A 14,967-nucleotide genomic window follows, 5' to 3' on the forward strand; every position below is an offset into this window, starting at 1 on the left:
TAATCTCCTTTAGAGCGCGAGCCAGCCCGTTTAGAAACCGGAGTATAAGCGGGCACAACCGTAATGGTCGGTTTTTGACCATTGCGGTTGTGGTCCTTATACGCAGGTTTCTGGGCTGGAGAGCGCGTTTTATCGGTACCAGACAATCAAAATGAACGAGCTTTCTCCGCTGTTGCCACGGTCAGTCGTCGACACATTGCGGCATATAAAGCGACCATTTGATCCACATCCTGTGCCTGCGCTAACGATTGGGCACAGTGACCATAGCGGCATGGCAGAATTGTGACGACAGTCGGAATGCCAACACCGACTTTATGGGCTTCACCACCGTCAGTACCGCCACCGTTAAACATATCCAGCTGCAGCGGCAGGGAGGCGGTTGCGGCAGTTTCTTTCACAAATTGTTGCAACGTGCGATTAGGTGCCAAGGTGCGGTCAAAGTGCGTCAGGATCGGGCCGCTGCCGACTTGGCGTTGGTTCACTTCGCCGCGTTCACGCGGATTTTGAAAGGTGGCGACATCGACAATAAAAGCGAGGTCAGGTTGAATCAGTTGAGTTGCGGTTTTTGCCCCCCGAATCCCGACCTCCTCATTGCTGGTCGCGGCAAAACGTAAAGTGAACGGTAACTCATCTTCAGCCAATTCCTGCAGCAGGCGTGCGCCGACATAACAGCCCAGCCGGTCATCAAGCGCCTTACCGCCAAAAACGCCATCTGCAGCATACTCAGTGAAGTCAGTCGAAAAAGTGACCATGTCGCCAATGGTGATCCCAAGGGCTTCGACTTCTGCTGCGCTATTGGCACCAACGTCACATAGAATCTGATCAAATGCGGCCAAACTCTCATCCCGAATGACCATGCCCGGCAGTTTTTTGCCAGAAACCGTGGTCACGCGGACGCTTTGCCAATGACTTGCCAGTGGCTTAACGCCGCCAACCACCATCAACCGCAACAGACCTTCAGGCGTTATCGTGCGCACCATATAGCCGACTTCATCCATATGACCGTAAATCATGACCGAAAACGCTGGTTTAACCGTTCGTTTCGTGAAAATCAGTGAGCCGAGGCCATCAGTCTGAACTTTTAGGTCGACAGGCTTTAGATAATCGCGCAAAATGGTGCGAACCTCGCCTTCGTTGGACGCGATTGCATCTGCGTTACTTAGCGCAGCCATCAGTTGTAAATCCATGTTTGCTCTGCTCCTTCCAGTGCCGTGCGTAAAATGTTAATGAATCGGGTGAAATCAGTTTGGTGGACGAGTTGCTCGATGACATCTGGCTGTTGCATTAAGGCTGCTAATTGCGTTGTTAGTGTGCGATGCAACGGTAGCTGATCGCGTTTTAATGCGATTAACCAGACTAACTTAACCGGTCGAGAACTGCCGCCAGCACCATTTGGCAAGACCACCACCGCAACGGCGTTCTTTTCAGCGTTGAATGACAGGGGATGCGGAATCGCAATGCCGTTGTCATAGATGGTTGCTAAAAAGTTTTCCCGCTGCATCACTGATTCGGCATAATCTGACTGACCACAATAAGAAGTCATGGTGGCGGTCAGTGCGAGCAATAACGCGTGATAATCTGCCACCTGACTTGTCTGGAAAAATAACGCCGGTGTTAGTAAATCGACCAACGTGTCAGTATTATTGCTGCGTGCCGCCATTGATAGTTCGTGACGCAGGTTGGCAAAATCCAGATCAGATGCCAATTCATCAATCCGAACGACTGGACAGTCAAACGTCTCGGTTAACTCAGTCACCGTGAACAGTAAATCTGGTTCAAGCTCATGAATTGCAGTGAGTTCATTAAGACCGAATGTCTGGATCACAGCCTCAGGGAAAATGCGGCGCAATCGTAAACACAATAACGTCGCAATCCCGCCGCCAGTGCCACAAAGAACTGCGATCTTATACAGCCGCCGACTCCAAGCCTCGTGTGCCTGTTCGAGCGGGACTAACAGATGAGTAGTCAAATAACCAATCTCGGTTTTTGGTACCGCTATTTGATATTCGCGAGTCAGCCACTGGGCAAATTGGACCGCCCAGTTGAACGCAATCGGGTAGTCACGGGCCAATGGTTCCAGACTTAACCCTGCCAAACTTTGATGTTTCTGCAATCGTCCGATCAGTGCCAACACATGAAAATACATGAGCGACAAAAATTCGGGATGGGTGGCGAAATCAGTTTTGTGCCGCATATCTAAAGCGGTGAAATAAGCTTGCAGTTTTGTTTTCAACAGGTCGTGGTCCAGCCGTGTGGTGAGTTGTTTGTGTTTCGCAGCGAAACTGACGGTCAAAAATTGCCATGCTTCTTCACTAAGCCGACTATCGGCTAATAAGCCAGCAAAAGCCGCTGTCGTTGGCGCAGGCACGGTTGCCTGGCCTTTGACCGCCAGTGACCAACCAACCTCGCCAGCAAACTGCGCCGTGATTGCTGGATCCAACCCCAAGGGCATTAAACGCTGACACAAAGTCTGATGATGCGGCGGCAAACCCCGTTGTTGTAAGGCATGAATGCGACTTTGCCATTCGCCTTGAAGTCGGATACCGTAATGTGCCTTACGTTCTAATTGCAGTGGTGTGCCAATCAGCAACTTTTCCAGCTCGCGTAAATCGCGTTGCAACTGTTTTGAACTGATCAGCTCGTGCTCGGCTAACTGCGCCACCGTTAGATACTCGGTCGTGGTCAGCAAGACATGCATTAAGGCAGGCAATCGTTTCGCCGGCATGGCCGGTTGTGCTTGATCTTGCAAACTAGCTTGATAAGCAGCAAACTGCGCACTATCGGTGATGGTCAACTGATAACCCACATTGCGGGTAACCGTAATGATAAAACCGGTGTTGTCTTCATTTAATTGCCGCAAATCACTTTGCAGTGTTCGCCGCGAGACCCCCAACGTCGCTGCTAAAGCAGCTGCGGACATCGGCCCGTTGGTTTGTAAAGCGTTGATAATGGTTTGTTCACGCAATGACTCGCCCTCCAATCAGTAAGCGCTTCCATCAACATCGTCATTATGCCGGACAATACAACCAACAAAAAGTCCCACTTTTGCACCTGTTGTTGGCAAAAATGTCACCATTGCAAGTTTGTCCAGATGAAAGCTAAGAAACCCTGAGCATGATGTTTTATCTCGTTATCCGTCAGGTAGTTTAACAACAAAACAGATTACTGACGAGGTGAAAGCGACTATAATACGATGAGAATCATTACCCGCATAATAAATAGAATAATATTAACAGCGTTGTTTCGTTAATTTTCATCTCCAAAGAGTGTTGTCAAAATATTCTGCAGCAACCATTGGCGATGTTTTTATGCAAACAAAAAATCGTTTCTCAGATGATTTCTGAAAAACGATTTAGTGCGTAAATGATTGATCGTCATTGTATCAACTGTATGTTAGCCAACCGTTCCAGCTGCATTCAGTTCGGCCATATGAACCAAGGTCTCAGCAATTTTGCCCATCGCTTCAGTCGAAACTACTTCATAAGGGCCGTGAAAGTTGATACCGCCATTGAACAGGTTAGGCGTTGGAATGCCTTGATAAGTAATTTTTGAACCATCAGTGCCGCCACGGAATGGAATTGTCTTAGGTGTCATGCCAGCCGCTTGAATGCCAGCTTCAGCTAAGCGCAGCGGATAGGGATCTTTGTTGATGATGTCGGCCATGTTGTAATACTGGTCATGCATCTCAACTTTAAACCGCGGATGGTCAAATGGGGCGTTCAACTCATCAATGGTTTTCATAAAGTAGGCTTTGCGCGCATCAAACTTTTGGCGATCAAAATCCCGGATAATATAAACCAACTGAGCATCGCTGATTTCGCCATGGAATTTCAGTAACAGGAAGTAACCTTCATGGCCGTCACTGAATTCAGGTCGATCAAACAGTGGCAATGCTGCATCCAATTGCCGACCAAGTGTATTGGCGTTAATCATCAAATCCTTCGCCTCGCCGGGATGAACCGAAGTACCTTCGATGGTCACCGTTGCCTGCGCAGCGTTAAAGGTTTCATATTCAATTTGGCCAGGATCGCCATTGTCCAAAGTGTAGGCAAAATCAGTCGCAAATCCCTTGGCATCAAATTTATCCGCACCAGTCCCGATTTCTTCATCAGGGCCGAAGCCGAATTTGATCAAGCCATGCTTCACTTCCGGATGAGCCAACAGATAACGGGCGGTGGCTACCGCGCCAGCAATCCCGGCTTTATCATCTACCCCCAACAATGTGGTGCCATCACCGGTAATTAAAGTTTGGCCAAAATACCGTTTCAATGCTGGAAACTGCTCAACAGTCAGGCTCAGGCCGTTATCAAAATGAATCGGTTTGCCATCGTAATTAGGATGCACTTGCGGTTGCACATTTTCCGCATTGTAATCCGCGGTATCCAAATGCGCGATGATCCCAAAACTTTTTGTCGGCTTGTCAGTGTTGGCCGGCAGTGTGGCCGTCACAAAACCGTTAGCCGGATTAAGACCGACATCTTGGAGTCCCAAGTCCTTCAGTTGTGCGACTAAAAGCTTAGCCAATTCAGTCTGCCCTGGCGTTGATGGTGTGGTGTCACGCCCTGGATAGGAGCGTGTATTGACCTTAGCGTACCGAATAAAGTCAGCTTGTAACTGTGGCAAATCAATGTGTATTGTCAATGAAATCCCTGCCTTTCAATGAGAAAAATATTAATATTGCATTGCAATAAGTTTGGATCTGGCTTAGTATTTTGTCAATAGTTGATTGTTACCGCGATTTTTGGAGGGAATACATATGTTTAAGTTAAAAAAATGGACACTGATGTTGCCACTCGCTGCATTGGCGTTGGTAGCTGCTGGCTGTTCGTCAAACAGCAGTAGTAGTACAAGTCAATCGAAGAAGGCTCAGACGCTAAATTGGTCAGAAATTTCTTCCATTGTGACCAATGATCCATCTATGTCGACAGATACCGTGTCTTTTCAAATGATGACGAATACGCAGGAAGGGATTTATCGGCTAACAGACAAAGGACAAAAGACTCAATTGGCTTTGGCCAAAAAGGTGACCACTAGTAAGGACGGCATGACTTACAATGTGACCTTGCGTAATGCAAAATGGAGTAATGGCGATCCGATCACGGCACAGGATTTCGTTTATAGTTGGCAACGCACAGTGGATCCTAAAACGAAGGCAACAGATGCCTTTTACTTCGCGCCAGTTAAGAATGCCAGTGCTATTATTAAAGGCACTAAACCTGCAAGTGATTTAGGGATTAAGGCGACAGATAGCAAACATCTGACGATCACATTGGAGAATCCAACGGCTTACTTCAAGAAAATGTTAGCTTTCCCATTATATTATCCGCAAAACCAAAAAACTGTTGAAAAATATGGCAAATCATACGGGACAACATCATCTGCGCAGGTTTATAGCGGTCCATTTAAATTAACAAAATGGAACGGCGCCAGTGATAGCTGGACATTGGTTAAGAATCCAGAATATTGGGACAAAAAGAATGTTAAGTTGAGCAAAGTCAACGAGACTGTGATCAAGGATGTTCAAACAGGTATGAACCTTTATCAGACCAACAAACTTGATTCAATTGTTCTCACTGGTGAGCAGGCCGCGGCACATCTTAATGATAAGGATGCGATTAAGCGTCTGTCATCCAATATGACACGAGTTGACTTGAATCAAAAACAGGTACCGGCTTTTAAAAATCTCAAAATTCGGCAAGCCTTTTCAATGGTCGTTGATCGCAATGCGGTCACTAAGAACGTCTTAAAGGACGGTTCCAAACCAGCGTTGGGCTTCGTGCCAATTGGGTTACAGACCAACCAAAAAACAGGTGCTGATTTTGCCCAGACAACGCAGGTCAAGAGTGCTGTTGCTTATAACAAGGCAAAGGCCAAGAAGCTATTTGCAGAAGGTATGAAAGAATCTGGTCAGAGTGAGCTTAACCTGACGCTGTTGGCAGACGATGCTGACGTTTCTAAGCAAGTTGCTGAATACTTACAAGGGGCGTTCGAAAGTTTGCCGCATGTCAAAGTTACGATTAAGAGCATTCCTAAGGCGCAACGGCTACAAGCCATGATGTCTGGTAATTACGATATGGTTGTGACTGGTTGGCAATCAATCTTCGCCGATGCCTACAACTTCCTTGATGTTTGGATCAGCAATTCTGGCTACAACACTTCTGGTTATAAAAATACCAAACTTGATCAATTACTTAGCGAAACTGAGACTAAGTACGGCAATGAACCGCAGAAACGTTGGACAATGCTGCAAGATGCTGAAAAGATCTTGATGAACGATCAAGGCACGTTGCCACTGTATCAGGCGAATAACCTGCAACTACTGCGGCCAACGGTCAAGGGCGTATCGTTTAATCCAAACGGCACCCCGTATGACTTCAAGACGGCGTATATCAAGTAGTCACGAACAACATGCTTAATCAAAATAGCGCATCATGCTTATCTGGATATAGCCCAGACAGCATGACGCGCTATTTTTTGAAAACGAGCTCGCGCGGTTAGAAACCGGCGCGTAAAGCGGCCTTGGGAGTGTTAGCCGCGTTTTGGTTAATGCGACCAAGGTTCTGACACGCAGGTTTCTGGGTTGGGAAGCGCGGCGATGCATGTTTACTTCAGAAGCCATTCATGGGATGGCATCACATCACGACTTCAACACAGAGTGGCTCAAAATATAGAAGGCTTCTTGACTAGCTTGATAACCCTTTGCCTTGGCTGGGAAGGTGGTGTCAAAACGAGTCGCGTCTTCTTTGTCATAGCTCATGGCTGGACTCTCGTGATAAGTCCACTTTCTGCCATCCAGTGCATTTGGCTTGAGAACCTTCACGATCATGGCAGTAGGCTGCGTGTTATCTGCCGCCCAGACATTGAACTTCTGGCAACTCTTAAACCCGCGCTCGACATAGTTGTCCGGGTCACCCAAAATCACGATGGTGTCGTAACCAAGTTCAGCAGCTCGCTTCATGGACACTTCCATCAATTGCTTACCGAAACCCTGCCGCTGAAAGGCTGGATCAATGGCGACCGGACCAAACGTCAGAATCGTTTTCTCATTACCATTTTCATCAACTAACTTGGCCTTCGTGTACATAATATTGCCAATCACTTGTGCATTGCGTTCAAGCACAAGATCCAGTTCAGGAACGAAATCGGCATGATTTCGAATGATATGCGCTAAATAATGTTCATCAGCGCCGGGGACATAAAGATTCCAGAAAGCATTGCGATGAATAGTTTCAACTTGGCGATAATCTGACGGTTGTTCGGGGCGGATTGTGGTTTTCATGGGGATGGCCTCCTTAAAAGGGCATGATGATTAATAATAGCTTTGATCATTACTTCTAGAAAATAATAGATAAAAATATGTGGAACAAAAAGAGTGATATATGCGCCATTTTACCTAGAGATGAAGTGCTTGTAAATTTCGAACAAGCTTTTTTAAAAAGCAGTATAGCTGTCACGAAGGCATCACGGAATCGGTTATTCTGATAGACTGATTGCAACACAGAAAAGGATAATGAGCGGTGGTATCGGATCAGAGAGGTGGTGGTGCGTATGGGGAAACCTATCAGCCACACGTTGAAGAAAAAGGTACACAAGCTTGTCTGTGGTCGCTGCATTAACGACGATCACGGCCTGTGTGGTTTCGTGCGTGATACTGGTGGCTGCCTTAACAAGGCTAGTCAAAGCCAGTACCAGACTGCTACTAGCAGTGGCCGAATTCCGCAGGGCGCTCGGGCAACTCCGAGAAAAATAGGCAAACTAAAAGCCGCGCATCCTTCAGGGGAATCTCGCGGCTTTTAGTTGCTTGTTCCAACAGCCATCGTTCATTAGATGGTTCTGTGAGGGCATTTCTGCCCGGCCGTCGCGGTTGCACGCGGCGGCTTTTTCTCTGACCTCAGTATAGCATGACTTGTGAGCTTTTTTCTAGTGGATAAATCATTTTAAGCACGGCGAACACCAATACGTTGATATCAAATTCAGTATCAGGCTTCTGCGCCAGTGAGCGCATTTTAGCAGTGGCCGAATGCCAACAGGCGCTCGACAAAGTTCGAGAAAAATAGGCAAACTAAAAGCCGCAGTCCTTCAGCTGGGATTTCACGGCTTTCAGTTGCCTATTCTAGTAGCCATCGTTCATTGGATGGATCTGTGAGGGCATTTCTGCCCAGCCGTCGTGCGGGACGCGGCGGCTTTTAGGCACCGTGGATCAATGAACGATAGTACCAGATCAGAGAAAGGTGGTGTATGGAAGATGCCATTCACCACACATCGACGAGAAAGGTGTATCTGCCTGCGAAATGACTATAGCATACCTAGAAAGCGTTTTACAAGCAATTGAATTAATTGCATGCGTTATTAATTAACTGAGAGAAATAAACCTTTAAATTGTAAAATCTGATGATTTCAGATCATTTAGATCAATCAGCTTCGAACAAAACTGAGGAAGTTGGCGCTTGCCTGCTAGCGGTTCCAAATAAAACATGATATACTCCCTTTACAATCGAATAGAAACATTTGGGGTGCTGTAAAGCTGAGATGATACCCATGGAACCTGATGCAGTTAGGACTGCCGCAGGGAAATGTCGAAGAAGTGAATCGTTCTGTAACGATGCTTGTTTGTGTTTTCATGGGCCCCACCAAATTTTGGTGATGGGTCCTTTTTTGAACATGAATAGGTGTTGGCGTGATTGGTAATGATTCGCGTTTTTAGCCCCCGTCTGTCTTTATTTGAGGAAAACGGGGGTTATTTTGATGGATAAATGGTCTTTGCGCGATGTGGTTTTGCTGGCGTTTTTAGCCTTCCTCTTCGGCGGTGTTTTCATGGGTGCCGATGCGATTTATGCCGTTGTAGCAGCTGCTTTGACACCGCTGGGTTATGCACCGTTTGCCAATGAATTGTTGTTTGGCATGTGGGTGATGGCGGCGCCGATGACGACGATGCTGTTGCGAAAAAAAGGCAGTTCAATTTTAGGCGAATGTTTCGCTGCTTTAGCGGAGATGCTTTACGGGTCGTACTTTGGCCCAGCAGTCTTGCTTTCTGGATTTGTTCAAGGTTTGGGCAGCGAGGCCGGCTTTATGGTGACACGTTATCGGCGTTATGACGCCGTGAGTCTTTTGTACGCAGCGATTGGGACCACGGTGTTCAGTTTTACCTACGAGTATTTCAAACTTGGATACGGCGCTTACAGTCTTGGCATGATTTTGGCGCTTGTGGTGGTTCGCTTGTTGTCAGTGATCTTTTTCGGCGTTGTGCTGGTCCAACTCGTTCTGAAACTTTATGAACAGGCGGCTGGTGCCAAGCACTTGGCTAGCAGGTAGCGGCAAATGAGTATTGTGTTAAAAGCGATACGGTTTCATCGCGAGACGGATTTGTTTACGGACTTGAATTTTGAATTTCCAACAGGAGCACTAACCGTTTTAACCGGTGATAGCGGCAGCGGGAAGTCGACTTTGCTCAGTTTGATCGCGGGATTTGCAGCGATGCCATACGAAGGCACTATTTTGCTGGATGGTCATGATGATCGGAACGCCGCGATGCAAGTCAAAGCACAGCATGTTGGCATGATGTTTCAAAACCCTGACCAGCAGTTTACGATGCGAACCTTGAGCGGTGAGTTGTCTTTTGCCTTGGAAAATCTGAATTTGCCGGTTGCTGAAATTCAGCGGCGCTTTGCCCAGGCGGTTGCTCTTGGGGAGACTCAGGCATTGCTGAATCGTGACTTGAGTACCTTATCAGGCGGTGAAAAGCAGCGCGCGGCGTTAACGGTTTTGCTGGCGATGGATGCACCGATTTTGCTACTGGACGAGCCGTTTGCCAGCATTGATCCGGCAAGTCGCCATGTGCTAATTGGAAAATTAGGGACGTTACGTGATCATGGCAAAACAATTGTGATCGCAGAGCATGACCTGACAAATTATGCCGATGTGGCAGATCAACTGGTTGCCTTGAAAAATGGCGAGCTAAGTCGGCTACCACTCGCAACGCTGACCACGCTACCGACGCATTTTAACCTCACGCAACCACGGCAGGCGACCAATAAAATCTTCTATCTGGAAAACGTTGTCTGCCAGCAAAATCACCATATCTTGCTTCAAGCACCGAGTTGGGATTTTAACGATGGCATCACCACCTTGACTGGGGCCAATGGGAGTGGCAAGTCCACCTTATTGCGATCAATGGTGCAGCTGCATCCCTATCAAGGCCGTATGTTCCTTGGTCAACAACGCTTGCGTCGCCGGAAACGACTTTATCAAACTATGACGCTAGCCGTGCAAGACGCGGCAAAACAATTCGTGACGTTGACGCTGGCTGATGAGCTAGCGTTTGGGCCGGCGTTACCGGCTGCGGTGCGGGAAAAACAACAAGCCGCATTAGCTTATCTTGGACTAGCAGAAAAGCAGACCACTAGTCTTTACCAGTTGAGTGAAGGCCAGAAAAAGATGGTTCAGTTGATGACGATGCTGAGCTTAGATTTGTCATTTTTACTACTAGATGAACCATTTAGCGGTTTGGATGATCGCGCCTGTCAGTACTTTGCCGCATGGATTAAGGCTAAGTCGGCCACGCAAGCGTTTTTGATCGTGACGCACCGATTGGTACCGTTAGCCGGCATCAGCCAGCAACAGGTTTTGCTAGCCAATCAGCGGTTGCAGGTTGTGCAGGGGTAACGTGATGGCACAGAAGAAGACAGATGCACTTAACTTGAGCCTCTTGATTCTAGCCTTAACGCTAGAGATTTCGTTTAGTCACGCGGTGAAGCTAAATGTCGCGTTGATCGTGTTAACACTGGGTTTTCTTGGGTGGCGGCGAGCCTTTAGAAGCTTGATCGTGTTACTGCTGCTGCCGTTGATCCCAGCGGCGAGCAGTTATTGGGCCATCACGCTTCATGCAACAGACACATCTTATGCGCTGTTACTGTTTGTCCGAACATACGCGTTTACGGCTTTGGGCTTGGTGTTTCTCACTGGCGTTGATTTGGAAGCCTTATTGTTGTGGCTTGAGCAGCATAAACTATCGCCGAATTTTGTCTATGGATTATTAGTGGTCATCCATGCCCTGCCGCAAATCATGCGGGAAGTGGCTGATCTTCGGGAAGCGAGTCTGCTGCGCGGTCAGAAACTGCGTCCTTGGTCGCCGCTGATTTACGTCAAGGTCATCTTCGTTGCGATGGCTTGGCAGGATCAGTATGTGACCGTCATGTATGCGCATGGCTATACGGAAGGTGGTTCGCGAACGATTCAACGGCAACTGACCAGTTCCCGCCGCGGTTTGTTGATGGCAGGCGCAGTGTTCGTGATGGTGAATCTTATTGGCCATTAACGTCATAAAAAACTTGATTCTAGTAAAAATACGGTTTTTAGGCTTTGAATATGGTCAAGATAGACAGAATTAAAGGAGCAAACGATGATGAAATTTTCTGAAAAAGCTCGGCAGCAAGTTGTTCCGTACTGGGAAGGCAGCTTCACTCACCCATTTATTACGGAGCTACAAGCTGGCAACCTTGATCCGGCGATTTTCCGCTTTTATCTGATTCAGGATGCTTATTATCTGCAACATTTTACACATTTATATACGCTGATTGCCGCACAGACGCAGGAGCCGGAATTGAAAGCTTATGCGCTGCAGTCGGCTGAAGGTTTGGCCCAAGGTGAAATTACGATACGCCACGTTTTTTTCGCCGAATTGAACATCTCAACAACTGAGCTGGCGGCCACCACGATTGCGCCGACCACGTATCACTATGTTTCCCATATGTACCGACAATTGGTTGAAGGCACGCCGCATGTGGCGATTGCGGGGATGCTGCCATGTCCATGGTTGTATCAGGAGGTGGCACAGCAGTTGCAGCAACGAAAATCACCCGTGCCGATTTATCAGCGCTGGATTGACACTTATAGCGGTGCGGACAACGCGGACGATCAGCGAGCGGCGATTGCGTTGATTGATCGGTTGTACGACCAAAGCATGCCGACTGAGCAGCAACAAATGCTGGCTGCGTTTCGGATCAGCAGTCAAATGGAATACAGCTTTTGGGAGATGGCGTATCACTTAGAAGCGTGGCCGAAAGGAGCAAAGGTTGATGACACAAAGCAGCGTTAAGAAACTGGCGATATTAGCGATGATGATTGCCTTAGATGTGGTGCTTTCACCCTTATTTCGCGTTGAAGGGATGGCACCTATGTCCAGCGTGGTCAATGTCGTGGCAGCTGCCATGATGGGACCGCTATATGCCACCATCATGGCCTTTGGTTGTGCTCTGATTCGCATGGCATTATTGGGGATTCCACCGCTGGCATTGACCGGTGCAATATTCGGGGCGCTCTTAGCTGGCCTCGGCTATCGTTTTGGCAAACACAATTGGTGGGCCGCCGCTGGGGAGATTCTTGGCACTGGTTTGATCGGATCCATGCTGTCTTATCCCGTGATGGTTTGGTTCACCGGCAGCGCGCAATCGCTCTACTGGTTCGTTTACACCCCACGTTTTTTTGGTGGATCGATCTCAGGGTCGTTAATCGGCTTGTTTGTCCTATATGAACTTGATCACATTGGCATCACCAAGCGTATTCAAAAAATTTTCTAGGAGGCTTTTTCCATGTCAAAAGCAATCACTGACGTTTTTTACACCGCGTTCAAAACCGCCCTGCCATTAACATCATCCCCACTGGTGCAATGCATTACCAACGAAATCACCGTCGAATCCATGGCTAATGCATTGCTTTACATTGATGCGAAGCCGGTCATGGCTGATGATCAGCGCGAGTTCCCGGAATTCTTTGCTCAAAGTGATGCGTTGCTGTTGAATCTTGGACACATTTCCGAAGTGCGCCAGCAGAATCTATTAGCCGCTGGCAAGTTTGCGCAGGCCACCAACCAGCCAACGGTGATTGATTTGGTCGGCGTTTCTGCCACCCAGTTGCGCTATGATTTAGGCCATCAATTGTTAGTCAATCATCCGAACGTGGTCAAAGGTAACATTTCTGAAATGCGCCGATTCGCTGATCTAAAAAGCACAGGCCGCGGCGTTGATGGAAGCCAGTTAGATCAAAGTGCGACCGCCTTGGGAGAACTAGCCGCGAGCTTGCAGCAGCTGACCCAAGCGTTTCCCACCACTACCTTCTTGGCAACCGGCAAGATTGATCTCGTTGTGAGTGCTAAGGGAACTTGGTATTTGAAAAATGGGGTGCCGCAGCTGGATCGTTTCACCGGGACTGGTGACATTGTCGGTGCCTTGATTGCCGCGCTGTTGGGGACAGGTTTGGCCAACGACGCAGCAGTCGTCGTGGCTGTGAGTTACTTCAACTGCTGTGGCGAAGTAGCAGCTGCGCAGAATCGAACCGGCGGACTGGCGGCATTTCGCGAAGGTACCTTGAATCAACTTTCCTTACTGGCTGCCACCGCTGACTGGCTTCAAATGGTGAAAGGGGAAGCGTTATGAACGCAACAGATCTAAAACTGTACTTAGTCACCCATCGTTACGATGACAACGAAGCAACTTTTTTGGCTAAAATCGCGGCTGCTTGTGAAAATGGCGTCACGATGGTGCAATTACGCGAAAAGATGCTGAGCACTCGAGCCTATTTTGAATTGGCACAACGGGTTAAGCTCATCACTGACCGTTATCAGATCCCGCTGATTATTGATGATCGCGTCGACATTTGTTTAGCTGTAGATGCAGCTGGTGTGCATATCGGCGATGATGAGCTGCCTGTTGCGATGACCCGCCAGTTGATCGGTCCTGACAAGGTATTGGGCGTTTCCACAAAAACCGTCGAGACGGCGGTTGCAGCGGTTGCTGCTGGCGCTGATTACTTGGGGGTTGGCGCCATTTTCCCGACGCAGACGAAGGCAAACGCAGCGGTGACCCCGATTGCGACATTAAAGGCGATCACTGCACAAGTTGCCGTGCCGGTCGTGGCTATTGGCGGCGTCAAAGAAGCCAACTTGGCGACGTTTAAAGATACCGGGATCGCCGGGGTTGCGATTGTGAGCGAAATCATGCAGGCACCTGATATCGCTCACAAAGTGCAGGCTTTGCGCACAAAATTAAAGGCGGTGTTACCAAATGACCGTTAATCGCACACCGCAAGTCGTCACCATCGCTGGTTCCGATTCCGGTGGCGGGGCAGGGTTGCAAGCGGACTTGAAAACTTTTCAGGCCCGACACGTCTTTGGGATGAGTATTGTGGTAGCACTGACGGCGCAGAATACGTATGGGGTCCAGGCCAGTCTGCCGATTCCGGCGGGCTTCATTGACGCCCAGTTTCAATCGTTAGCTGCCGATTTTGACATTCGCGCAGCCAAAACGGGGATGTTAGCGGATCGTGAGCATGTCGAAGCCGTTGTCTGCAATTTGCAACAGGTTGATTTTGGCCCGCTGATTGTCGATCCAGTGATGGTAGCCAAGGGTGGCGCGACGTTGCTTGCCTCGGAAGCTGTCGTCACCATCAAAGAACAGATGCTCCCGTTGGCGGATGTGGTGACGCCGAATCTACCCGAAGCAGAAATTCTCGTGGGTAAAAAAATTGTGACCAATGCGGATATGGTTCGGGCGGCGCGTACGATTCAAACACTTGGCGTCAAGCATGTCATTATTAAAGGGGGCCATCGTCAGAATCACAAGGCCGAGGATCTGATTCTATTGGCCGACGGGACGTGTTATTGGCTCAGTGCACCACGAATTGCCACTGCGAACACGCATGGAACCGGTGATACTTTCTCAGCATGTATCGCTGCAGAGTTAGCAAAAGGGCAGCCATTGAAAGCAGCTATCATGACAGCCAAAGCCTTTCTGCAAGGCGCCATCAGCCAAGGCATTTCAGTTGGCCATGGTCATGGCCCGACAAATCACTGGGCAAAGTTGAGTGAAAAAGTGAGTTTGCGTCAAGGTTAAGAAGGGGTGCCGAAGATAGAAATGTCTTCGGCGTTTTTTGAAAAAGTCGATTTTTTCAATCACGTTGTTGTGAAACGTTGCC

General features: G+C 48.4%; 14 protein-coding genes and 1 riboswitch. Of the genes, 10 read left to right on the plus strand and 4 right to left on the minus strand.

Features of this window, described 5'->3' with window-relative positions; all coding sequences use genetic code 11:
- Positions 1-146: 146 nt before the first annotated feature.
- From AC07KQ_RS01595 to pepT, 3 genes are all read right to left on the minus strand, one after another.
- A complete protein-coding gene (locus AC07KQ_RS01595) occupies positions 147-1,187 on the minus strand; it encodes a M20/M25/M40 family metallo-hydrolase (protein WP_013245383.1) in 1,041 nt (346 codons plus the stop codon).
- Entirely contained in the window at positions 1,172-2,965 is a 1,794-nt protein-coding gene (locus AC07KQ_RS01600; protein WP_003563171.1) for a BglG family transcription antiterminator, read from the minus strand. Before AC07KQ_RS01600 ends, AC07KQ_RS01595 begins: the two co-directional genes overlap by 16 nt.
- Positions 2,966-3,393: 428 nt before the next feature.
- The gene (pepT, locus tag AC07KQ_RS01605; RefSeq protein WP_003563173.1) at positions 3,394-4,641 is read right to left on the minus strand and encodes a peptidase T; all 1,248 of its coding nucleotides are present in this window, start codon (positions 4,639-4,641) and stop codon (positions 3,394-3,396) included.
- 115 nt (positions 4,642-4,756) lie between these two features.
- Between pepT and AC07KQ_RS01610 the strand changes: the two genes are divergently transcribed.
- Positions 4,757-6,397 (plus strand): peptide ABC transporter substrate-binding protein, encoded by a 1,641-nt coding sequence (locus tag AC07KQ_RS01610; protein ID WP_003563175.1) that lies wholly within the window; start codon positions 4,757-4,759, stop codon positions 6,395-6,397.
- Positions 6,398-6,637: 240 nt separating this feature from the next.
- Here AC07KQ_RS01610 and AC07KQ_RS01615 read toward each other — a convergent pair whose 3' ends face one another.
- Positions 6,638-7,279 carry a GNAT family N-acetyltransferase gene (locus AC07KQ_RS01615; RefSeq protein WP_003563177.1) on the minus strand — a complete coding sequence of 214 codons (642 nt, stop codon included), beginning with the start codon at positions 7,277-7,279 and terminating at the stop codon, positions 6,638-6,640.
- Between the two features lie 269 nt (positions 7,280-7,548).
- Here AC07KQ_RS01615 and AC07KQ_RS01620 point away from each other — a divergent pair, with 269 nt between their 5' ends.
- The 9 genes from AC07KQ_RS01620 to thiD all read left to right on the plus strand — a co-directional run bounded on the left by AC07KQ_RS01620 (position 7,549) and on the right by thiD (position 14,885).
- Complete coding sequence (locus AC07KQ_RS01620; protein WP_003577532.1) at positions 7,549-7,797, plus strand: hypothetical protein; 249 nt, start codon at positions 7,549-7,551, stop codon at positions 7,795-7,797.
- Between the two features lie 702 nt (positions 7,798-8,499).
- A riboswitch (TPP riboswitch) is annotated at positions 8,500-8,589 on the plus strand.
- A 156-nt stretch (positions 8,590-8,745) separates the two neighbouring features.
- The gene (locus tag AC07KQ_RS01625) at positions 8,746-9,312 is read left to right on the plus strand and encodes an ECF transporter S component (RefSeq protein WP_003563181.1); all 567 of its coding nucleotides are present in this window, start codon (positions 8,746-8,748) and stop codon (positions 9,310-9,312) included.
- 6 nt (positions 9,313-9,318) lie between these two features.
- Positions 9,319-10,662: an ABC transporter ATP-binding protein gene (locus AC07KQ_RS01630; RefSeq protein ID WP_003563183.1), complete on the plus strand. Its 1,344-nt coding sequence runs from the start codon at positions 9,319-9,321 to the stop codon at positions 10,660-10,662.
- A gap of 4 nt (positions 10,663-10,666) precedes the next feature.
- On the plus strand, positions 10,667-11,314 hold the full coding sequence (locus tag AC07KQ_RS01635; protein ID WP_013245388.1) for an energy-coupling factor transporter transmembrane component T: 648 nt from the start codon (positions 10,667-10,669) through the stop codon (positions 11,312-11,314).
- 87 nt (positions 11,315-11,401) lie between these two features.
- A complete protein-coding gene (gene tenA / locus AC07KQ_RS01640) occupies positions 11,402-12,094 on the plus strand; it encodes a thiaminase II (protein ID WP_003563187.1) in 693 nt (230 codons plus the stop codon).
- Entirely contained in the window at positions 12,075-12,575 is a 501-nt protein-coding gene (thiW, locus tag AC07KQ_RS01645) for an energy coupling factor transporter S component ThiW (RefSeq protein ID WP_003563188.1), read from the plus strand. The genes tenA and thiW overlap by 20 nt, the downstream gene beginning before the upstream one ends.
- A 12-nt stretch (positions 12,576-12,587) precedes the next feature.
- Entirely contained in the window at positions 12,588-13,430 is an 843-nt protein-coding gene (thiM, locus tag AC07KQ_RS01650) for a hydroxyethylthiazole kinase (protein ID WP_003563190.1), read from the plus strand.
- Positions 13,427-14,068 (plus strand): thiamine phosphate synthase, encoded by a 642-nt coding sequence (gene thiE, locus AC07KQ_RS01655; protein ID WP_003568887.1) that lies wholly within the window; start codon positions 13,427-13,429, stop codon positions 14,066-14,068. The genes thiM and thiE overlap by 4 nt, the downstream gene beginning before the upstream one ends.
- Entirely contained in the window at positions 14,058-14,885 is an 828-nt protein-coding gene (thiD, locus tag AC07KQ_RS01660) for a bifunctional hydroxymethylpyrimidine kinase/phosphomethylpyrimidine kinase (protein ID WP_274990993.1), read from the plus strand. The genes thiE and thiD overlap by 11 nt, the downstream gene beginning before the upstream one ends.
- Positions 14,886-14,967: the final 82 nt, after the last annotated feature.

The sequence above is a fragment of the Lacticaseibacillus sp. YLM2-1 genome, from assembly GCF_056583465.1.

Coding starts and splice junctions, on each gene's coding strand:
- thiD (WP_274990993.1), top strand. CDS start 14,058: ATGACCGTTAATCGCACACCGCAAGTCGTCACCATCGCTGGTTCCGAT.
- AC07KQ_RS01610 (WP_003563175.1), top strand. CDS start 4,757: ATGTTTAAGTTAAAAAAATGGACACTGATGTTGCCACTCGCTGCATTG.
- AC07KQ_RS01625 (WP_003563181.1), top strand. CDS start 8,746: ATGGATAAATGGTCTTTGCGCGATGTGGTTTTGCTGGCGTTTTTAGCC.
- AC07KQ_RS01595 (WP_013245383.1), bottom strand. CDS start 1,187: ATGGATTTACAACTGATGGCTGCGCTAAGTAACGCAGATGCAATCGCG.
- thiW (WP_003563188.1), top strand. CDS start 12,075: ATGACACAAAGCAGCGTTAAGAAACTGGCGATATTAGCGATGATGATT.
- AC07KQ_RS01620 (WP_003577532.1), top strand. CDS start 7,549: ATGGGGAAACCTATCAGCCACACGTTGAAGAAAAAGGTACACAAGCTT.
- thiE (WP_003568887.1), top strand. CDS start 13,427: ATGAACGCAACAGATCTAAAACTGTACTTAGTCACCCATCGTTACGAT.
- AC07KQ_RS01630 (WP_003563183.1), top strand. CDS start 9,319: ATGAGTATTGTGTTAAAAGCGATACGGTTTCATCGCGAGACGGATTTG.
- tenA (WP_003563187.1), top strand. CDS start 11,402: ATGAAATTTTCTGAAAAAGCTCGGCAGCAAGTTGTTCCGTACTGGGAA.
- thiM (WP_003563190.1), top strand. CDS start 12,588: ATGTCAAAAGCAATCACTGACGTTTTTTACACCGCGTTCAAAACCGCC.
- AC07KQ_RS01615 (WP_003563177.1), bottom strand. CDS start 7,279: ATGAAAACCACAATCCGCCCCGAACAACCGTCAGATTATCGCCAAGTT.
- AC07KQ_RS01635 (WP_013245388.1), top strand. CDS start 10,667: ATGGCACAGAAGAAGACAGATGCACTTAACTTGAGCCTCTTGATTCTA.